At 65.2% G+C, this 21,234-nt stretch carries 12 protein-coding genes; 8 read left to right on the forward strand and 4 right to left on the reverse strand.

Features of this window, described 5'->3' with window-relative positions; translation table 11 throughout:
- Positions 1 to 123: 123 nt before the first annotated feature.
- On the forward strand, positions 124 to 1,578 hold the full coding sequence (locus tag E5K00_RS03835; RefSeq protein WP_135461860.1) for an MBL fold metallo-hydrolase: 1,455 nt from the start codon (positions 124 to 126) through the stop codon (positions 1,576 to 1,578).
- Positions 1,579 to 1,712: 134 nt separating this feature from the next.
- On the opposite strand, the gene E5K00_RS03840 is transcribed toward E5K00_RS03835, so the two are convergent.
- The 4 genes from E5K00_RS03840 to E5K00_RS03855 all read right to left on the reverse strand — a co-directional run bounded on the left by E5K00_RS03840 (position 1,713) and on the right by E5K00_RS03855 (position 12,217).
- A complete protein-coding gene (locus E5K00_RS03840) occupies positions 1,713 to 3,692 on the reverse strand; it encodes an OmpA family protein (RefSeq protein ID WP_135461862.1) in 1,980 nt (659 codons plus the stop codon).
- A gap of 472 nt (positions 3,693 to 4,164) precedes the next feature.
- On the reverse strand, positions 4,165 to 4,872 hold the full coding sequence (locus E5K00_RS03845) for a M48 family metallopeptidase (protein WP_135461864.1): 708 nt from the start codon (positions 4,870 to 4,872) through the stop codon (positions 4,165 to 4,167).
- 154 nt (positions 4,873 to 5,026) lie between these two features.
- Positions 5,027 to 11,092, reverse strand: a complete 6,066-nt coding sequence (locus E5K00_RS03850) for a carboxypeptidase-like regulatory domain-containing protein (protein ID WP_135461866.1) — start codon at positions 11,090 to 11,092, stop codon at positions 5,027 to 5,029.
- A gap of 258 nt (positions 11,093 to 11,350) precedes the next feature.
- Positions 11,351 to 12,217 (reverse strand): DNA/RNA non-specific endonuclease, encoded by an 867-nt coding sequence (locus E5K00_RS03855; protein WP_135461868.1) that lies wholly within the window; start codon positions 12,215 to 12,217, stop codon positions 11,351 to 11,353.
- 372 nt (positions 12,218 to 12,589) lie between these two features.
- On the opposite strand from E5K00_RS03855, the gene E5K00_RS03860 reads away from it, so the two are divergent.
- The 7 genes from E5K00_RS03860 to E5K00_RS03890 all read left to right on the forward strand — a co-directional run bounded on the left by E5K00_RS03860 (position 12,590) and on the right by E5K00_RS03890 (position 21,230).
- A complete protein-coding gene (locus tag E5K00_RS03860; RefSeq protein ID WP_135461870.1) occupies positions 12,590 to 13,315 on the forward strand; it encodes a hypothetical protein in 726 nt (241 codons plus the stop codon).
- 108 nt (positions 13,316 to 13,423) lie between these two features.
- Positions 13,424 to 14,416: a PspA/IM30 family protein gene (locus E5K00_RS03865; protein ID WP_135461872.1), complete on the forward strand. Its 993-nt coding sequence runs from the start codon at positions 13,424 to 13,426 to the stop codon at positions 14,414 to 14,416.
- 265 nt (positions 14,417 to 14,681) lie between these two features.
- Positions 14,682 to 16,460 carry an OmpA family protein gene (locus E5K00_RS03870; protein WP_135461874.1) on the forward strand — a complete coding sequence of 593 codons (1,779 nt, stop codon included), beginning with the start codon at positions 14,682 to 14,684 and terminating at the stop codon, positions 16,458 to 16,460.
- A gap of 305 nt (positions 16,461 to 16,765) precedes the next feature.
- Positions 16,766 to 17,545, forward strand: coding sequence for an ABC transporter permease (locus E5K00_RS03875; RefSeq protein ID WP_135461876.1), 780 nt, complete (start codon positions 16,766 to 16,768; stop codon positions 17,543 to 17,545).
- A 160-nt stretch (positions 17,546 to 17,705) separates the two neighbouring features.
- Complete coding sequence (locus E5K00_RS03880; protein WP_135461878.1) at positions 17,706 to 18,530, forward strand: ATP-binding cassette domain-containing protein; 825 nt, start codon at positions 17,706 to 17,708, stop codon at positions 18,528 to 18,530.
- 150 nt (positions 18,531 to 18,680) lie between these two features.
- Positions 18,681 to 20,045 (forward strand): sigma-54-dependent transcriptional regulator, encoded by a 1,365-nt coding sequence (locus E5K00_RS03885; RefSeq protein ID WP_135461880.1) that lies wholly within the window; start codon positions 18,681 to 18,683, stop codon positions 20,043 to 20,045.
- A 72-nt stretch (positions 20,046 to 20,117) separates the two neighbouring features.
- Positions 20,118 to 21,230, forward strand: a complete 1,113-nt coding sequence (locus E5K00_RS03890; RefSeq protein WP_135461882.1) for a porin — start codon at positions 20,118 to 20,120, stop codon at positions 21,228 to 21,230.
- Positions 21,231 to 21,234 lie beyond the last annotated feature (4 nt).

Below are 21,234 nucleotides of genomic sequence, written 5' to 3' on the forward strand. Positions count from 1 at the left end.
TGTCGGCGCTACCTGCCGGCTCGGTAGCCTGACAATTCCAACCGGAGTGCTTTCTTTGCCGCCAACCTCCGCCCGGGCATGCTGTCCGGCGGCTTTTTAAGCTACACTTCCCCATCACTATTCATGAAATACCCCCTGCCCGTATCCGTTCTGCTGTTTTTCCTGCCGCTTTTGGCCGGGGCCAGGCCCGTCAATTACCTGGAAAAGTGCTGGGCCCGGCAGGGGGGCGCGCTGAACGGCCGCTTTGCCGCTTTTTCCTACCGGGAGCAGGCCCAGGAGTTGGAGCACAGCCAGTATCCGTGGCAGGCCACGGCGTATGCCAAGCAGGGCACGGCCTGGCTGAGCGACCAGCGCTACCTGCGCCAGGACACCCTGACCGAGAGCGGCAAAACCTACTTTTCCCGCACCCAGGTTAGCGCCGAGGAAGTGCTGTACGTCGACTACGGGGAAAAAGACCTGGCCCCGGCCACGCCCGAGCGGCAGGCGGCCCAGCTGGTCAACTCGGCCCGCTACTCGCCGCTGCTGCTGCTGGGCTACCTGCGCGCCCACCAGGCCCCGGCCGAGCCCCCGCAGCTGGCGGGGCTGGCGGTGTACCGGGCGCAGCTGCCTAATGCTCAGGTTTCCGTCTTCATCCGCAAGGCCGACCAACTGGTGCAGCGCATCGCGGTGCTCTCCCACGATGAGCTCTACGGCGACGTATACACCACCATTACGTACCAGGACTACACCACCAGCGGAGCCCTGGCCTACGCCCGCACGGTGCTGATTGATAAGGTGAACGGCAAGCTGCACGACACGGTAACGGTGCGGCGCCAGACGCTGGTCGCGGCCCCCGCGGCGTTGCTGACCCGGCCGGCGGGCTACCAGTTGGCGGCGCCGGCCCCGGTGCCGCCCGTCAGCACCGTCGAGCACTTCCGGCCCAATCTGCATCTGCTCAACTTAAAGCATACCGACGACCGGGTCCTGATCGTCGAGTTCAAGGACTTTCTGGTGGTCGCCGAAGCTCCCCTGAGCAGTGAGAACGGCGAGTACATCATTCGGGAAGCCCGCCGGATTGCTCCTCACAAACCCATTCGCTATTTCGTCTACGGCCACTACCATCCGCACTACCTGGGCGGGCTGCGGGCGTTCGTGGCGCAGGGCGCTACCATTCTGGGCGGGCCCGGCACGGCCTCCTACGCGCGCTACCTGGCCGAAGCCCGGCATACGCTCCGGCCCGACAGCCTGCAGCGCCACGCCCGGCCGCTGGTACTGGAGGAGGTCACGAGCAGCAAAACCATTACCGACGGCCAGTTTGAGATGCAGATTCATTTCATCGGCCAGCAGTCGGCCCATACCAACGACTACCTGATCTACTATTTTCCCAGCGAGAAGCTCCTGTTTGAGGATGATCTGGTGTGGATCAAAAGGGAAGGCGGGCCCCGCAAGGCCAGCGCCCGGCAGGCGGGCCTCTACCAGGCCGTGCAGGCCCTGAAGCTGCCGGTGGATACCATCGTGCAGTCCTGGCCCGTGGCCGACTACGGCGTCAAAACCATTATTCCCTTCGCCGAGCTGGAGCAGTCGGTGCTCGTGAAGTAAACGGTGATAAGCAGGGTGTTTTCGGCGGCAGCACCTAGCACTGACGCAGCTGCTGGGCCTGGGAAGCCAACTGCACCGTAGCTGGGTTTGCCTAGTACCGGTCAGATACGGCCGCGCTATAGTACCGCCGGCCGTTACCGCACGCCCGTCACGCGCACTTCCACGCGCCGGTTCAGGCGGCGGGTGGCTTCGCGGGCGTTGCTGGCCCGGGGCTGGGTGCCGCCCAGCCCGGTGCCGGTTATGCGGGGCGCGCCCACGCCGTGCTCTACCAGGTAGGTTTTCACGGCCGCCACCCGCTCCTGGCTGAGCACCACGTTTTTCTGCGGGTCGCCCTGGTTGTCGGTGTGGCCGCGCAGCTCGATGGTCATCGTCGGGTTTTTGGTCAGCATGCCTACCAGCTGGTCGAGGGTGGGAAAGGAGGTGGGCAGCAGCACGGCCTGGCCCTGGGTGAACTGCACGTTGTCGAGGGGCAGGGTAGAGCCCACGGCCAGGGGGTAGAGCAGCAAATCCTGCACGTAGGGGCCGGCCGGGGGCGTGTAGGTGCTGTCGAGAGCCAGGTAGCCGGGCAGTTGGATGGTGGTAGCGTAGGCCAGGCCGGGCTCGGCCGTAATGGTAAACGTGCCCTGGGCCGTGAGCGGCACCTTGATTTCGCCGCCGTCGGGGCGGCGCAGGCGCAGCTGAGCCTGGGGCAGGGGCTGAAACGTGACGCCGTTGAGCACCCGCCCCCGCCAGGTAGCCAGCGTGGGCGTAACGGCCGCCGCGGCAGGAGCCGCTGGGCCCGACTTGGCCGGGACGGGCCCGAACAAGTTGCAGCCGGCCAGGTCGGTGTAGGTGCCGCGGCGGACGAGGCGCACCCGGCGGCGGGGCATATCTACCTCGTACAGCGCCTTGGGGCCGGCCAGGTAGAGGCGGCGGTTGCCCTGCTCGTCTTTTTGCAGCAGCAGGTCGCTGTAGCCGCCGCGCTTGGGCAGGCCCTGCAGAGCCAGGGGCTCGGGGCCGGGCTGCCGGGTTTGCAAATCCACGGTGAGCAGGCTGCCGTCGGTGCTGTAGACCTGGAACAAGGTGCCCGTGTCGTCGAGGCAGAAGTTGCCGTGGGAGCCGGCGCCGGCAAAGCCGATGCGGGGAAAATACGCGGCCTTGCGCAGCGGGTCCGAGTCCCAGAGCACGGTCACGGTGCCGTCGGCGGGGTCGATTTTGACCAGCTTGTTGGCGTCGGCGGTGCTGAAGTAGAGGTTGCCCTGCTCGTCGGTGGCCCCCGAAATCCAGACCGTTTCGGGGCCCTGGGCCGGCAGCTGCCAGCTGGTGTACTCGCCCTGGCGGGTGGCCGGGTTGTAGCGGTACACGTACTCGGGCGCGTCGGTGGGGGCCTTGGTGACCGAGTAGAGGCAGTTGTCGAAGCCCTTGGCCAGGGCGTAGGACTGAAACGGCAGCGCGTCGCGGTGAATCCGGGGCGGGGCGCTCAGGTTGTCGGCCGCAAACTCGTGAATCGTGCGGCAGTCGTCTTCCCAGGCCTCGTTGCGCCGGCGCAGGGCCGCAATGCCGTACATCTTGTTGTCGCACTGCGCGGCAGCGGCAGGCAGGGGCGCGGGCGGGGCGGGCGCGGCAAAGTCGAAGGACTCGACCAGCTGCTCGGCCTCACTCAGGTAGCGCCCGTCCTCGTCGGCGGCCCGGTATTCGAGGTCAAACTCGGTGCCGTTGCGCCAGAGCCGGCGGCCCAGCACCCGGGTGCGGTCGGCTGAGCTCCGGTCGGGGGCGTAGGTGTAGTGGTAGCTGACCTCGGCGTAGCTGGTCGCCTCGTGCTGCTCCAGGCGCAGAATCTGGGCCCGGGAAAGCTGCTGAATCCGGCGCCAGAGCGAATCCTGGCGGCCCAGCAGAGAGGCTGCGCCCGGGCCGTCGGTGCGCATGGTCAGCGTCACGATGGGGTGCTGCCGGGCGCTGCCGGCAAAAAAGGCCAGCTGGCGGCGGTCCTCACTGCGCTGCCGCTGCCAGGACTCGGGGTAGCTGACCCGGAAGCGGGCCTTGGCATCGGTGTACACCTGGCGGGGCACCAGGGCCTCCTGCGCGGAAAGCTTCAGCCAGCATACGGTCAGTACCAGCGTCAGCAGAAACTTCATGGGCGAGGCGGCGGGAGAAGGCAGAAAACCGATGGAAATCAACGGAAACCAATGGAAACCTCAAAAGTACGCAAGCTTACCGGATCTTGCCCGCTGCTCTCCGGCTATAATCCTCTTTCAGGGTCGTTATTGTTGGTTTTATACGATACCAGTCCGGAATTATTGCAATACAAAATCCGGTTTCGGCTCAAGCCCGCGCCGGTTCGGGAAGCAGCGCCCGGGACTTGTCCCGCCGGGCTTCCGCAACTGCCCGGCTGCCCCGGGACTTGTCCCGTTCAGCTTTTCGAACTGCAAAAATGCCCCGGGACTCGTCCCGGCAGGCTTACGAAGTTCCGGAACACGCCCGGGACTTGTCCCGCCGGGGTGTTAGACTTTCCAAACCCGCCCGGGCCTCGTCCCGACCAGGTCTGGTGGTTTGCCAAGCCTGGTGCGTTAAGTCCCGGCGGGCTTTGGGCAGCGGGCCGGGCGCGCGTTAGCCGCAAGGTTGTAGGTGCACCGCGCGGAGCGCCTGCCTGGCCGTGCGCCAGTCGGGCATAAACTGGTCCATCAGCCCCCAGAACCGGGCATTGTGGAGCCGCTCGTGCAAGTGCACCAGCTCGTGCACCACCACGTAGTCGAGGCACGCGGCGGGCTGCTTGATGAGCTCCAGGTTCAGCCAGATGCGCCGGGCCCGGATGTTGCAGGTGCCCCAGCGGGTGCGCATCTGTTTGATGGCCCAGGCAGTGGCCTGCGCGCCCACCACCGGCTCCCAGCGGGCGGCCAGCGCGGGCAGCTGCTCTTTCAGCCGGGCCCGGTACCAGGTGTTCAGGGCTTTTTCGCGCTGCTCCCGGGGGCTGCCGGCGGCAATGCACAGATCCAGAAAGCCGGGCTCGGTGCGCTGCACCCGGCCGGCGGCGGGACCGGGCAGCACGCGCAGCAGCAGGGGCTGGCCCTGGTAGTAATGCGTTTCCCCGCTCACAAAGTCCAGCACGGCGGGCTGCTCGCGGGCCGCAAACTGCGCCTGGTGCTTCTGAATCCAGGCGCGGCGACTGGCGACGAAGGCGTGAATGGCGGCCTCGGTAGTACGCAGCGGGGCGGCCACCCGCACCCGCCCGTCGGGGGCGTACACGGTCAGGCGCAGGCTGCGGATATTCTTGCGGACCAGCTCAATGGGCAGGTCGTCGATGAGAAGCTGGGGCATGCGGAAAAAGCGGGCTACGCGGTGGTGGCAGGCCACGGCAGGTGCGTGGCCGCGTAGCTTCACCGGTAAAAGTACGGCGGCCAGCCCAGCCGGCGAAACTACCGGGCGGGGTTGGTCGCCGTACTGGGTATGCGCTATTTTCTATGCTTGGGGCCTATTGCACCCGCACCTGCTTGCTGGCGCTGCGGCCGAAGCGGGTGGGAAAGTACATGAGCTCGGCCTTGGCCGGATTGAGGGTGTAGCGGCCCCGGTAGCGGGGCTGCAGGGCAATGCGGAAGGTATGCACCCCCACGGGCAGCCGGTCGATGAAAATGCCGGTTTGGTGGCGCAGGTACTCGCGGTGCACTTCGAAGTAGTTGCCGGCTTTGTTGTCGCCGTAGGAGCAGCCGGCCGGAATGGGCACTTCCAGCAGCACGTAGCGGGCCTCGGCCGTCACGTTCACCGTCACGACCAGCTCGGCGGGCTGCCCGGCCCGCAGGCTCACTTGCTGCCCGGTTTGGCCGGCCAACTCGGTTTTCACCGTGAAGGGCGCGGCCGTGGCCTCGGGCGCGGGGTTCCAGCGGGTTTGGTAAGCCGTGGCGTACACCGGCAGCAGGCCGGTTTTACGCAGCGTCAGCGGGGCGGCGGTGGCGGGCAAGGTCAGCTGCTGCGGGAAGGTACTGAGCTGCTGGCTGGTGGCTCCGCTGAGCTGCACCTGGGCCAGCGTCGCGGGTTGGCTGGCGGCCAGCAGGTCGGGCCCGATGGTTTCCAGAATCTGAGCCGCCTCGAAGGTGCTGGCCCAGTGGTCGGTGCGGCGCAGATTGAGCAGGTACAGGCGGATGCGGGTCAGCTCCGGCTCGTGCCCGCCCTGGGTGCGCAGCAGGCGGTAGGCCAGTAGCGTCGAGCCCACGCTGCCGGGCAGCACGTAGCGGTAGTAGGAGCCCGGGCGCAGGGTATCGGCGTAGAACACCCCGCCCAGCTGGGTGCGCAGGCGGTAGCGCCGCAGCGTGTCGAGCTGGTAGGGCAGGCCCAGCTGCTGGCGCAGCTGGGTCAGGGCCAGGTAGCGGTCCAGGGGCTGGCGGCCCTTATACGTGCGTTCCAGCCGGGTCACGTAGGTGCGGTAGTCGGTAGCGGCGCCCAGCTGGCGGAGCACCCGTAGCAGGCGGATCAAATCGTCGTCCGACTGGTAGTACCCGGTGCGCCGCCGCGGGGCGGGGGCGGGCTGGGCGGCCAGGTGGTAGTCGAGCTCTTGGAGCAAATACGCTTGGAGCTGGTCCCGCTCCAAGCGCACTTTATAGCCGGCCTGTTCGGCCCCGAGCAGGGCTTCCAGCACGTGGGTCGTGGCCCAGGGGCTGACCTCGGAAGCGGCCCAGGTGCCCCAGAGCAGGTTTTCGGGCTGATGGCGGCCGGCCAGCAGCTTGCGAATCAGAAAGTTGATACTCCGGTCGCCTTTGAAGTCTTCTTTGCGCACGGCCCGGATCTGCTTTTCCAGCAGCAGGGCCTTGAGCTTGGAGGCGGCCTGCTCGTTGCACAAGTACGCGTACTGCTGCAGGTGCTGAATTTCGGACAAGAGCACCGGCAGCGCATCACTTTCCAGGCGCACCGTCACGGGCCCCAGCGTGGGGTCGAAGGGCAAGGTCAGAGTCGTATCGGGGGCCGAAAGGATGGCAAAGGCCCCGACGGTTTCGCTGGTGCCGGCCGGCAGCACCGGAATCTGGCGCTGCTCCCCGTCGGCGTAGCCGCTGGCCTGGCGCAGGTCGTAGCTCACCAGCACCGAGTCCGGGCCGGTGGGGGCGGTCAGGCTGAGCGTATCGAGCACCGAGCCGCGCATCGTGCGGCTCCGGCGGGCCTGGGCCACGCCGGCCACCGCGAAGCCCGTGCTGACCTGGGCCGAGTCGGGGTTGTAGTTCAGGGTTTTGCCCAGCACCTGGGTCTGGTCGCCCTCAATGAGGAAGCGGGGCACGGCCAGCTCGGCCAGCAGGGCCTTAAAGGAGCGCAGCAGCTGGGTGGTGGAGCCCACGCGGCCGTGGTCGTCGGAGCCCAGCACGAAGGTGTCCCAGCCGGTCACGTCGTCGGGCAGGGTTACGGTGGTGCTGGCCCGGCCCTGGGCGTCGGTGACCAGCGTGGGTTGCCACCAGGCGTAGTCGCGGAAGTTGCGGCGCAGGGCCAGGCGCGGGTCCCGGCCGGCGGGGTCGTTGCCGTCCTTGCTGGCTTTAGTCGTGATAAAGAGCACTCCGTTGGCCGCCCGGCTGCCGTAGGTAGCAGTAGCCTCGGCGCCCTTCAGCACCCGAATGGCGGCAATGTCGTCGGGGCTCAGGTCTGCCACCCGGCCGTTGAAGGGCAGGCCGTCGAGAATGAGCAGGGGCTGGGCCGCGGCCGGCAGGGCGGTTACCCCCCGAATAAAGACGTTCGGGGACCCACCCGGCACGTCGGCACCCAGCGAAGCTGCCCCGCGAATCTGGACTCCGGCCACTTTGCCCGCCAGTTGGGTTGAGGTGATGGTAGCAACGGCGGCCGTTACGTCGCGCCGGGTCTGGGTGCCGTAGCCCGTCACCACCACTTCCGAAAGCTGCTTGGTATCGGCCCGCATACCCACGTTCACCTCGTTTTGGGTGGCGGACCGTTGTTCCTGAATATAGCCAATGGAGCTAAAAGTCAGCGTCACGGTTTCGTTGGGAACCTGTAGTGCGTAGGTGCCGTCGGCGTTGGTCGAAACGCCAATGGTGGTGCCCTGCACCAGCACCGTCACGCCGGGCAGACCTTCCCCCGATTGGCGGTCGGTGACCTGCCCGCGGATGGTGCGCCAGCCCGGCTGCGGCTGCCCGTACTGGGTAAGGGCAATGGTGCGCTTGGCTTTTTGGAGCTCTTCCGCTGGCGTTACCAAACTCAAATCTTTGACCTCGTAGCCCGGCAGGAGCTTGCTGATGCGCCGTTGCAGGGCCGCGCCCGGCTGCCGGTCGGCGAGGCGGAGCTGGAAATAGGTTACCCCATTGGGTGCCACCACCACTTCCTCGGCCGGGAGCAGACTGGTGCTGTCGGCGAGCAGCACGGCCACCCGGTAGCGGCCGGCGGGCAGGGCCTGCACCTGGCCCAGATGGGGCTGCAGGCGGAGGAAGTTGGCAGCGCCGGGCTGGGTGAGCAGCAGGTAAGCTACGGTGGGAAACCGGTAGCCGGGCCCGGCGTCGGCCGGGCGCGGGGGCAGGCGCACTTCCAGGCGGCCCTGGCCGGCGGGCGTCTGCTGCGGAATTCTAAAGTCGTAGCGGGGCCGGGGCGGCGTCCAGGTGGCATTGCCGGGCAGGTAGCGGGCCTTGAAGGCGGCCTCGGTCAGGGCAAAGTCGGCCAGGGGCAGGCTGCCGGGAAAGCCGGCGCTGTGCAGGGCGCTGAACAGCTGGGCTTGCGTGGCTAGGGTCAGGCTGGTCTGCTTCACCAGGCCGGGGGCGAAGTAGTAGCGGTAGAGGGGCTCAAACAGAAAGCTGCGCCGCAGCCCGTCGGAGCGCCGCAGCAGCACCGAGTCGGGCCGGAACGGGCCCGCGAGGCTATAGGAGCCCACGCCGCGGTAGCCATTACGGCTCACGGGCCGCAGCACGTTGCCCTGGCGCAGGCTGCCGTAGGTGAAGTCGGGTTCCGTGACCAATAACGAGCGGGTCAACACCAGCTCTTCCTCCGGTGTAAGCAGGGGGCGGCGCTTTTCCACGGTCAGCTCGGCGCAGGGCTGGTTGACGTCGAGGCTGAGCGTGAGCTTGTGCAAGTGGCGCAGATACACGTCATCCAGGGTCACCAGGCGGGTTTTGGTTCGGATGCTGAGCGAGTGGTGGCCCGGCTCGGCCACCAGTGAGTAGGGTTCGTTTTGGTTGACTTCGTGCACGTACACCGGCACGCCGTCCAGGTACACGGCCACGGGCGGCTCCACCCGACCCGAATCCACCACGAAGGGCGCCAGCTGGGTCAGGCCGCCGGGGGCGGGCTCGTACTGGTAAAACGCGCCCGCCGCGGGGTAGAGAAACTGGTAGAACCGCAGCGAGTCGAGGCCCAGCTGGTGGCGCCACAGGGCCCAGCGCAAGAGCTGCCGGCCGGCGTCGGCGGGGGAGTTGTCGAAGCCTTCCTGCAGGGCAAACCGGCGCTTGGATACCCGGCCCACCACCGGCGGCTCAAAGCTGGGCAGGCTCTGTTCCCGCTGGGCCTGCCCAAACTTGCTGGTGTAGGCGTAGGACGTCAAATCGACGCCGGGCACGGGCCGCCCGCCGCCGTCGGTGACGGTGTACTGGAGTCGGATTCTCTGGCCCGGGTAAGCCACCTCGGGCTGCTCGGCGCGCACCACCAACTGGCGCTGGGGCAGCGGAATGCTGTACTCGGCCGTGCGCAGCTCCTCGCCCCAGAGGTAGTGCACCGATACCGCCCAGGTTGCCGAACCGGGCGCAGTTGTGTTCAGCTGCAAGTCCGGGCCGTAGCCGCGCCGCACCAGGGTGTTGGCGCGGTACACGAAATACCAGAACCGCAGCCGCCGCGGGTTGTCCACGCTTATAAAAATCGAGTCGTGGGTCCGGTCGGAGCGCACCGCGAGGCCGGCGTTGGTTTCGTCTAATTCCAGCTCCACGGAGCGGTGTTCCTCATCGGTCAGCTCGTAGGAAGCGGCCCGCGGGTCGACGGGCAAGGTGAGAGGCAGCTGCACGGGGCCCGCAAACAGGCGGCTAGCACCCAGCTCCCGCCCATTGACGACCTCCAGCCGGGCCGGGTGCGGCACCGACTGGCCCTGCACCACGAAGCGCAGGCGTACCGAGTCGGCGGCCAGCTCCACGTGCAGCTGGCCCGGGTCGAGGCCGTAGGGCACGGTGGTGGTTTCGGTGCGCCGCTCGTTGTCGGCATTCAGGAACACGGCCCCGACGGCGTAGCTGAATTCGGCGGCGGGGAAAATGCCGGCCGGCAGGTTCAGGCGGGTTTCGCCGGTGGCATCCAGGGCCTGGCTGCGGGTCCAGAGCGTGTCGGGCAGAAACAGCTGGCGCTGCGTAAACGGGCCGAGCGGGGCGCGGGGCGTCACGCTCAGCCGCACCCGGGCATCGAGCAGGTTGAGGTCGTTGGAGTCGGTGCCGCGCAGAAACACGGCCTGGGGCTGGCCCCGGCGGTGCTCTTTCTCGGCCACGCGCAGGGTGTAGCGGGTGCTTTTGAGCTCGTAGTCTTCCAGCTGAAAGTTGCCCCGGGCCAGGGTTTGCCCCCGGCGGTTGTCCAGCCGGAAGCCCACCCGCGTATCGGCCCGCAGGCCCAGCGTATCGGTCAGGGGCAGGGTATACTCGTAGGAGCCGGGCCGGGTGGGGCGCAGCACGGTCAGCTTCTTCTCGGGTTGGCCGTAGCCCCCGCCCAGCCACAGCGTGAGCGGCTGGCGGCCGGGCCGGCCGCTGGGGCGGCGCAGCAGGCGCACCTTCAGGCGCAGCGTATCGGCGCTGGGGCGGTATTTGGGCTTGCTCAGGGCTACGTAGCTCGTCCAGCGCTGCTGTTGCTCCTGCTGCTCCCGCCGGCTTTGGCGCTCGTTGCGCACGTCTGCGCTGAAGGCCGAGCGCAGCAGGCCCACGGGGCCAAAGTAGGCATAGGAAGCGTGTTGCAAATCCCGGCCCAGGCTCCAGACGGGCTTGGTGAGGTAGCCCAGCGGAAAGCCGAACACCAGACGCCGGCCCCCGCGCAGCAGCTGGCGGCCCAGGGGTTGCTGCCGCCAGTAATTGCCGGAGTGTTGCTGCTTTTCCACCAGGTGAAACGTGGTGCGCCCGGCCTGGGTAACGGCCAGCAGGCCGCTCCGGCCGCGCTTGGCCAGGCGGTAGGCGCGGGTGGCCGCGTCGAAGGGCACCGGGCGGCGGGCCAGCGCCACGCGGGCATCTTCCAGCGGCCGGCCCAGGGAGTCGCGCACCACCAGGGTCAGGTCCACCTGGTTATCGACGATGACCACTTCCCGGTCGGTGACGCAGCGCAGCCAGTACACCAGCTGCGGGCCTTCGGTGTGGGCCACCAGGTAGTAGCCCGGGGGCTGGGGCCGTTGCCGCCAGGCTGAGTCAGTGGGAAAGGAGTCGACGGGCTGGGTGAAAAACTCGGGCCGGGCCGCCGAGAGGCTGTGCAGATACAGGTGGCGGGTCTGCTCGTCGGTCAGCCGGAATACCTTGGTCAGGTAGCTGCGCTGCCGGGCCCCGGCCAGGCGCTGTTGGGCCGGGGCGGGAATGGTCAGCAGAAAATAGAGTGCAAAAAGTAGCAAACGAGGCATAGGCGGATGGAATAAAAAGCACGGAATACTAGCTGGATGCTACCGGGCAATTGATTCCACACGGCCCGCTGGAAAATTCCGGGCTGCTTGGACGGAACAAGGGGGACGGGGCTGCGCGTGGCCGCCACCTCCCGGAGCGCCTGTGCGTAGCCTTGGAATAGCTAAGTCTGTGGTGGATATGCAAAAAGCCTGTTTATCCATTTGGTTAAAATGAATAAACAGGCTTTTTTATACAAATGAATATACAGTAAGGCCGCTTTACTGCGTCGGCCCGTTGTCCACTTTAGCTTCCAGCGTCGCCTGAATACCGGTCGGCACCCGCGACAGTATATCGTAGCCAGTGGCCGTTTCGATGGCATCCACGGACGTGCGGTAGCCACCCCAACTGGTACTAATGGTATTCTCATTCGGCGTATCCACGGCAATGACGCGGGTGCTGCTGCTGACGCGGCTCACGTCGTCGGTGCCCTGGGGCAGTACGACAATAACCTTCCAGATGCGCCTGGGCACCGTGATGCGGCCGTTGTCGATAGTCTCCTTATAGTCAATGGAGCCGGTGCCGCCTTTGCCGTAGCTACCCATCAGGATATAGAGCTCGTTGCCCTGATTGACCAGGGTGCGGCAGTAGCCTTCCAGATTGGCCCAGGTCTGCTGGTTGTTGCGCGGGGCCTGCGGAATCATGTTGGTCATCAGAAACGTGGCCGAGTTGTCGGCGACGGTGCTGGTGCGGTCGGCGGAAGGGCAGTTGTGGCCCCGGTCGAAGCCCGAACCCGTGTAGCTGCTGGTGCTGACCTGGTACCAGCCGGCGGGCAGCGTGGCATCGGCCCGGAAATCGTCCTGGCGGGCGGCCGAGCCCAGCCACTCCGGACTAAGGTGCCAGCTTACCCAATTGGGTATGCCCCGGTCGCGGTGATACGACACGATGTACTGCGGCTTGATCAGCAGGTAGTTCGTGGGCTGCGCCACGTCGGTGGTGGCCCCGCTGGGGTTGCCCAGCGCCATGTGCTCGGGCAGGGGAGCTTCGGTGGGGACAACGGGCTTTACTTCGTCGTTTTCGTGGGCGCAGGCGCCCACGAGCAAGCCTAGCGCCAGCAGAGCGGCGGTAGAAAATGTACTGGTATTCATGAATGCAATAGGAGGTGAGAACAGGGCAGAAAGACAAATAACGGGACTTCAGTCCACTCTGTCTTGGTTCGGTGCGGCGGCCTCCCTGGTTAAGGCCGGTGCAGTAGGCTCCTGGCCGGGCGGCGGCGAGCTTCGCGGCAACCAAACAGAGCTGCCGCCCCGAAGCTTGCCGCCGCCGAAAGCCGCTTGTTTTGGCAAATAGCCCTACCAAAATGGAAGGGTGAGCAGCGGAGAAAATGCCGGATAATGGCTCTGGTATATTTTTATTTACTGATAATCATGCAGTTGTGAAATAATCGGAAGCCAGGGGCCGGGCGCGGCACTGGGATTGGCAACAGGGCCATATCACCATTACCCTAACGCCCCGCCCTCATGGACCTTTTCGACAACCTCGCCAAAGCCGCTAAAGACTTCTTCGTCGAAGGCGACGCCTCCAGCACCCCGGGTAAGGTCAGCCAAGGCGCCGCCCAACCCGCGCCGCCGCTCCAGCCCCTGCCGGGTCCGGTGCCCCAGCAGCTACCCGTAGCGCCCGGCCCCGGCACTTTTGCCCTCCATCAGCCCGCCCCGGTCACCCAGCCCGAGCAGCGCCACCTCGACCACATTGCCGGGCTGCTGGCCGGCGACGGCAAAGACTTCGTGGCCTACACCAAAATGGTCAAGAGCATGGCAGCCAGCGGACTGGCCGGCCCGGTGCTCTACCAGACGGCTTTTCACGCCTTTGCCGCCGTCACGGGCCTCGACGCGGCCACGCTGCTGACCACCGGCGAGCAGCTGGAGCAAAAGCTGGTGGCCGACCGCAACAAGGTGCTGGAGCGCCACCAGGAAAAGATGGGGGAACTCAAGATTGCCAACGCCCAGCCCAGCATCATCGTGCAGCTCACGGGCCAGGAGCAGCGCCTGCAGGCCGAGCTTGCCGAACTGACCCGGCAGCTAGAAGCCAAAAGCCAGCAGCTGCAGGCCACGCAGCAGCAATTAGTGGCCGAGCGCCAGAAGGCCCAGGCCTCGCTGGCTTCCTACGAGCTGGCCAATGCCACGGCCGCCGCCGACCTGAAAGCCCACCGCCAGGCCGCCCAGTCCTTTCTCCTGGGAGTGAAATAGCGAACTGGTGAAATGGTGATTTTTTCAACCTCGCCATTTCTGCTGCCTGCTATAAACCGCCCTCTGGAACCTCAAACTCACCACCTCACAATTGCATCACTTTACCATATGAATACACAGCTTCCCGGTGGTACTTCCACTGATTTACCCAAATGGCAAAAGCCCGAGAAGGCCGCGGGCTGGGTTTTTCTGGCCGCCGCCGCCGGGGCCGGGGTCTACTTCTGGGGCCAGATCGTGCCCTACCTGGTCGACATCGTCTTCGACACCGTGAAGCTCGGCTTTGGGCTCGGGGGCTTGTTCGTGCTCTTTCTCATCGTGACCAGCAAGCGGATTAAGGCCGGGCTCTGGTACGCGGGGCAGCGCATCTTCCGCACCGCGGCCGGCATTTTCGTTGAGACGGACCCCATCGGGATTATGCAGGACTACATCCGCAACACCGAGAAGGAGGCCCAGAATATGGAGTCGGAAGTGGGCCACATCGAAGGCGCCCACGAGCTGGTGAAGCGCAAGATGGACGCCAACAAGCAGCAGCTCCAGGAGTACCTGCGCCTGGCCGACTCGGCCGCCCGCAAGGGCGAGAAGGACTTCGCCGAATCGTACGCCTCCCGGGCCGCCCAGCTGGAAGACTACAACGCCCGCCTGCAGCCCATGCTGACTACCACGGCCAACGTGACGCTGGTGATGCGCCAGATTCTGAAGGCCGCCCTGCGCCAGATCGACAACTCCAAGTTCAAGGTCAACCTGCTTAAGGACGAGTACGAGCTGGTCAAGCGCACCTCGTCGGGCATGCGGGCCGCCATGAACATCCTGCGCGGCGACCCCGACAAGAAGTACTTCTTCGACATGGCTACCGACCGGGTCGCCCAGGACATGGCCCAGCAGCTGGGCCAGATCAAGCAGGCCATGCGCTACTCGCAGGAGTTTGTGAAGGAAATGGACATCCAGAACGGGGTGATGAGCGAGAAGGGCCAGCGCCTGCTGGAGAAATACCAGAAGGGCGACTTCAACACCCTGCTCAACGAACAGCCCAACGCCGCCCTGAGCGGCCCCGCCGCCACGGCCAAAGCCACCAACGATGCCTATTCCAACCTGCTGGACTAAGCTGACGCTGGAACGGCAATTCCCCTCCTCAGATGAGGAGGGGTGCCCGAAGGGCGGGGTGGTTGATACGTCAGAACAACGACGGCTGCTGACGGCTGAAATAAGCCTGCCCCCTGAGATTCTCTAACGGCCAGAAACAACCCCTAACGGCGCGGCCACAAACCACCCCGGCCTTCGGCCACCCACGCCGCTTGATGCGCGGAATTTAAAAAAAGGAGGGGAGCTTGACCGCCTGACAACAAACAACTAACAACCAACAACTAACATGACAACGCGCGGAAAAATCGTGATTGGCGCCCTGCTCGTGGCGCTGCTCTACTTCGGCATCAACAAGCTTATCGGCAGCGGGATGCTGTTTAAAAAGGCGGCTACCGAGTCGGTGCTGCTGAACTCCATCGAGCTGCCGACCCAGACGGCCGGCACCCGCACCAACCAGGCCGTGCCGCTGGCCCCGCTGCCGGGCCGCACGCCCACCGAAAAAGGAGCCCCGGTAACCTGGGAGGTAATGGCCTGGAACTCGCAGATGGCCGGCATGCTGGCCAACGGCGGCCCCCGCACCACGGAGGGCTCCAGCATGGCCGCCAACGGCCTCAACCTGCAGATCGTGCGCCAGGACGACGTGGCCAAGATGCAGGCCGACCTGGTGAAAAATGCCCTGGACATGCAGCAGAACCCCGAAACGCCGGGTTTGATTGTGAGCATCATGGGCGACGGACTGCCGGCCTTCTCGGCGGTGCAGAGCCAGCTGGAAAAAGCCGGCACCGGTTTGCAGATTCTGCCTTATAGCTGCGGTAAGAGCTTTGGCGAGGATAAGCTGATGGGCCCCAAGGAGTGGCTCGACAACCCGAAAGCGGCCCTGGGCAAGACCATTGCCTGCTACCTGCGCGACGGAGACCAGAACATTGCCCTGAAGTGGTGCGCCGACAACGGCCTGAAAGTCAACCCCGACGAAACCACCTACGACCCCGAAGCCGTGAACTTCATGGCCGCCCCCGACTTCCTGGACGCCGCCGAAAAGTACATTACCGGCAAGCCCGAGCAGCGCACCAAGGTGGTGAAGGGCAAGGACACCGGCGTGAAAGTGGACGTGCCCGCCGACGCGGTAGCCACCTGGACGCCCGGCGACGTGAACATTGCCAAGCAGAAAGGCGGCCTGGTCAACATCGTTTCGACCAAGGACTACTCCAACCAGATGCCCAACATCATGGTCACCACCAAGCTCTGGTACGACGCCCACCCGAAGGAAGTGGAAGGCATCATGACGGCTCTGGCCGTGGCCGGCGACCAGGTGAAAAGCCACCCCGAGGCCCTGAGCCGCGCCGCCGATATTTCGGCCGAGGTCTACGGCGACAAGGACAAGAACGGCGGCTACTGGCTGCGCTACTATAAAGGAGTGAGTGAGGCCGACCGCACCGGGGAAGTGGTGGAGCTGGGCGGGAGCAAGGCCTTCAACTTCGCCGACAACCTGGCCTTGTTCGGCCTGGAGGAAGGCGGCACCAACGTCTACGCCTCGGTGTACAAGACCTTCGGCGACGTGCAAAGCAAGCTGTATCCCAAGGAGCTGCCCAGCTACGTACCCCTCGACCAGATGCTGGACCTGACCCTGCTCAAGAAGCTGCAGCGCCAGTACCAGGGCAAGGCCATTGCCCCGGCCGACAAGCAGCAGTTTGCCGCCGACGACGAAATCCGCCAGAGCGTGAGCAAGCGGGCCTGGAACATCGAGTTTGCAACCGGCAAGAGCACCTTCACGCCGGCCGCCGAGCGGGATTTGAACCAGCTCTTCGACGACCTGGTGGTAGCCGGCCGCCTGAAAGTGGCCGTCCACGGCCACACCGACAACCAGGGCGACCCGCAAAAGAACCAGCAGCTCTCGGAAGACCGGGCCCTGGCCGTGCAGCAGTGGCTGAGCCGCAAAAGCTCCAGCGCCTTCCCCGAGGGCCGGGTCCAGATCTACGCCCACGGCGCCACCGAGCCCCTGGCCAGCAACACCACCCCCGACGGCCGCGCCAAAAACCGCCGCGTGGAAATCGTCCTTGGCAATTAGTGATTTAGCGACTTAGTGAGTTAGTGAGTTTTTGTTCGGATGGCGCATTCTGCGCAGCTACAAGCTCACAGGATTTCCTGAGTCCCTGCACCCAAAATCTGCTCCATTGCTCGTGCTTTATCCTACCCGACTTATCCCATGTGCCTTATTCCAATGCATAGCAAAGAAGAAGTCCCGCCCGGAGCGGGGCTTCTTCGGGCTGTGAGTCCCCTGGTTTGTATCTCCTCTGATAAACTGCGCCACCAGCGCATTTAGCGCCAGCCGAACATCAAACTCACTAAGTCACTAAATCACCAACTCACCGCATGAAAGAGCTATTTGCCCCCAATGCCCAGCCCAGCCGCCCGGTGTTTGCCACTATGGTCGGGGCCCAGCTGCTGGTGCTGGTGCTGCTCTGGGTGTTTTTTCCGCTGCAGATTTTCCCCAGCCTGGGCCAGGTGCTGCGAGCCCTGAGCGACTTAATCACGACCCAGGGCTTGTTGCAGGAGCTCTGGGCCAGCATGACCACGGCCCTGCAGGCGCTGGCCATCGGCACGGGGCTGGCCCTGGGGATTTCGTATCTGACGGCCCTGCCGTTTTTCCGGCCGATTGCCTACGCCGCCACCAAGATGCGCTACCTCACGCTCACCGGCCTCACGTTTTTTATGGCCCTGCTGCTCAGCTCGGGCCACCAGGTCAAGCTCTCGGTGCTGGTGTTTGCCACCACGGTCTACCTCGTGACGGGCATGACCAGCGTGATTCTGACCACCACCCAGGAGGAAATGGACCACGCCCGCACCCTGGGCCTGGGCGAGTGGCGCAGCTTTCTGGAAGTCGTGGTGCGGGGCAAGCTGGATCTGATGCTGGAAGTGGTGCGCCAGAACTTCGCCATCATCTGGACCATGATTACGCTGGTCGAAACCCTCTACCAGTCGGAGGGCGGCATCGGGCTTTTGCTCTACAAGCAAAACCGCTACCTCCACCTCGACGGCGTGCTGGCCATTCAGCTGGTCATCCTGGCCACCGGCGCTCTGCAGGACTACGTGTTCGTGCTCCTGCGCCGCGTGTTTTTCCCCCATTCGGCCCTGACGGCGGCACAGGGCTAAGTGTAGAATATTCTTGAAAAACGAAAAAAATATTCTACACCACTTGTAGAATATAATTCAAAACGAAAAAAATATTCTACACCAGGAAGAGCCGTACCAGCCGAACATCAAACTCACCATCTCACCATCTCACTAACTCACTAACTCACCATCTCACACCGTGACTCCTTACTTCCACCAGGAACCCGTTTTGACGCTCGACGGAATTTCGATGAGCTACCACGGCGAAGTGGTGCTGCGCGACATCAGCGCCCAGGTCTTGAACGTGGTGCGGCCGGGCCTGACCCAGGGCCAGGTCGTGGGCTTCTACGGCCGCTCGGGTATCGGCAAGTCGGTGCTCTGCCGCATCATTGCCGGCCTCACGGCGCCGGCTACGGGCTCGGTACGGGTCGGGGAGGAGCAGCACCCGGTGCAGGCCGGCGACGTGGGCCTGGTGCAGCAGCGCTACCCCTTGTTCAACCACCGCACCCTCACGGATAACCTGCTGCTGGCCGCCGCCCGCAAGCACGAGCCCGAGGCCGCCCGGCGCGAAGTGCAGGCCTACCTGGAGCGGTTCCGGCTCGACTTGCACGGCCGCAAGTTCCCCGCCCAGCTCTCGGGCGGGCAGCGCCAGCGGGCCGCCATTGCCCAGCAGCTGCTGTGCTCCGACCACCTCATCCTGCTCGACGAGCCCTTCTCCGGCCTCGATGTGGCCATGATTGACGAGGTAAAGAAAATTATCCTCGAAGTCACCACGATGGATGAATTGAACACGGTCGTCATCGTCTCCCACGACATTGCCACCACCACGGCCCTCTCGGACACGCTCTGGCTGATGGGCTACGAGCGGGACGCCGCCGGCCAGCTTTTGCCCGGGGCCACCATCAGCAAAGACCACCAGTACGACCTGGCCGGCATGGGCCTGGCCTGGCACCCCAACGTGGAAGCCGAGCCGGAGTTTAATAGGTTTGTGGAGGAGTTGAAGGGGGAGATTCGGGCAGCCTAAAATTGCTGCTACTTTTGCCCGTCCAGTACTTGTAACGCGAAGTTCCACTTCGCGAGGCGTGCGCGCCGTAACAACGACAATCGTTCAACGCCTCGCGAAGTGGAACTTCGCGTTACACTCCCGCTGGCGTCAATTCTTACTTAAATACCCATGCCCACCGGTACCCTGCTCATCATCGACGACGAAACCCGCCTGCGCCAGCTCCTGAGCCGGGTGCTGGAGCTGGAAGGCTACACCGTGCTCCAGGCTCCCGACGCCCGGCGCGGCCTGGAGATGCTCCAGCAGCACGCCGATGAAGTCCTGGTCGTGTTGTCCGACGTGAAGCTGCCCGATGCCCACGGCGTAGAGCTGATTCCGAAGCTGCGGGCCCGCTGCCCGGAGGCCGAAATCGTGCTGATGACCGCCTTTGGCACCATTCCCGACGGGGTGCAGGCCATGAAGCAGGGCGCTTTCGACTACCTGACCAAGGGCGACTCCGACGACCAGCTGGTCGTCATCGTGGAGCGGGCCGCCGACAAGGCCCGGCTGCAGCGCCGGGTGGCCGAGCTGGAACGCAAAGTCGGGGCCCAGCACAGCTTCGAGACGATGATAGGGGAGTCGGCAGCCTTGCGGGCGGCCCAGCACCTGGCCCGGCAGGTAGCCGTGACGGATAGCACCGTGCTGCTGGAAGGCCCCACGGGCGCGGGCAAGGAGCTGTTTGCCCAGGCTATTCACCAGGCCAGTCCGCGCCGGCTCAAGCCCTTCGTGGCCGTCAACTGCTCGGCCTTTCCCAAGGATTTGCTGGAAAGTGAGCTGTTTGGCTACAAGAAAGGCGCCTTCACCGGGGCCCTCACCGACAAGAAGGGCCTGCTGGAAGAAGCCCACGGCGGCACGCTGTTCCTGGACGAAATCGGGGAGCTGGAGCTGACCGTGCAGGCCAAGTTTCTGCGCGTGCTCGAAACCCAGACCTTTACCAAGCTGGGGGCCACCACGCCCACGGCCGTGAACGTGCGCATCGTGGCCGCCACCAACCGCAACCTCAAGCTCGAAGCCCAGGAAGGCCGCTTCCGCCCCGATCTGTACTACCGCCTCTCGGTCTTTACCATCGACGTGCCCCCGCTGAAAGCCCGGCCGGCCGACGTGCCGGTGCTGGCCCGGCACTTTCTGCAGTACTTCGCCGCCCGCCTCAAAAAGCGCCTGCCGGGCCTGGATGCCGAGTGTCTGCGCCTATTGCAAGCCTACGACTGGCCCGGCAACGTGCGGGAACTGAAAAACGTGCTGGAACGGGCCGCCATCCTCACGCCCGACAACGAGCTGGTGGCCGCCGGCCTGCTGCCCACCGAGTTCTACACCCTGCCCGACGCCATCCGGGCGACCGACGACCCCCACGACCGGAGTCTGCGGGCCGTGGAAGCCCGCCACATCCGGGAGGTGCTGGCCGACGTGGAAGGCAACAAAACCGAGGCCGCCCGCCAGCTCGGCATCGGCCTGACCACGCTCTACCGCAAGCTCCAGGAGTACGGCCTGACGGCCTGATTTACCGCTTTTTCCTACCTTCCTAACGCCCTGCCCGCAGCCGTTGCGCGGCGCAGCCGGGCTCCTACACCCATGAAATTCTCCTTCCTTCTGGCCCTGGGCCTGCTTGTTTCCCCTTTCGCCAGAGCCCAGCAGCCGGCTTTGCCCGACTCGGCCGCGGCGGAAGCCGTTACGGTATTGCCCGCCGGGCTGACCATCTACGGCTTTGCCGACGGCTACTACGGCTACGATTTTACCGGTAAAGCCCCCCAGCGGCCGGGGTTTCTGTACGCGCATAACCGCAACAATGAGTTTGCCCTCAACAACGCCGTGCTGGGTTTGCGCTACGAGGAAGCCCGGGTGCGCGGGGCCCTGGCCCTGCACACCGGCACCTACGTGGAGGCCAACTACGCCAACGAGCCCACCGTGCTGCGCAATATCTACGAGGCTTACGCCGGCTTCCGGCCCACGGCCAAGTCCTGGCTCGACCTGGGCATCTTTAGCTCCCACATCGGCTTTGAGTCGGCGCTGAGCAAGGACAACTGGACCCTGACCCGCTCGTTGATGGCCGAAAACTCGCCCTACTACGAAACCGGGGCCCGCTTCACCTACGAATTCTCGCCCCAGCTCACGGCCACCGCGCTGGTGCTCAACGGCTGGCAGCAGATCCGGGACGTGAACCGGTCCAAGAGCCTGGGCACCCAGCTGCAGTGGAAGCCCACGGAGAAATGGCTGCTCAACTCCAGCACGTACTACGGCAACGACCAGCCCCAGAGCGAGCTGCGCCGCCGCCGGTTTTTTCACGACTTCTACGTGACCTATACTGCCACCGATAAGCTTGCCGTGGCCGCCGTATTCGACGTGGGCACCCAACAGACCGAGGAAAAGCCCCGGAATGATACCTGGCTGACCGGGGCCCTGCTGGCGCGCTACCGGTTTGCCCCGACCTGGACCGTAGCCGGCCGCCTGGAGGCTTATTCCGCCCGCGACGGAGTTATTATCCAGACGATCCGGCCCACACCGTCGAATTCCAATACCCAGCTGACAGGTGCTTCCCTGAACGTGGATTACGCCCCGACTTCCCACCTGACGGCCCGTCTCGAAGGCCGGCTTCTGCACAGCAGCCTGGAGCTGTTCGACAACGGCGGCCGCCGGCCGGGCCACACCTACGGCAACGTAACGAGCAGTATTGCCCTGAGCTTTTAACGCT

Source organism: Hymenobacter aquaticus (assembly GCF_004765605.1).
GTDB lineage: Bacteria > Bacteroidota > Bacteroidia > Cytophagales > Hymenobacteraceae > Hymenobacter > Hymenobacter aquaticus.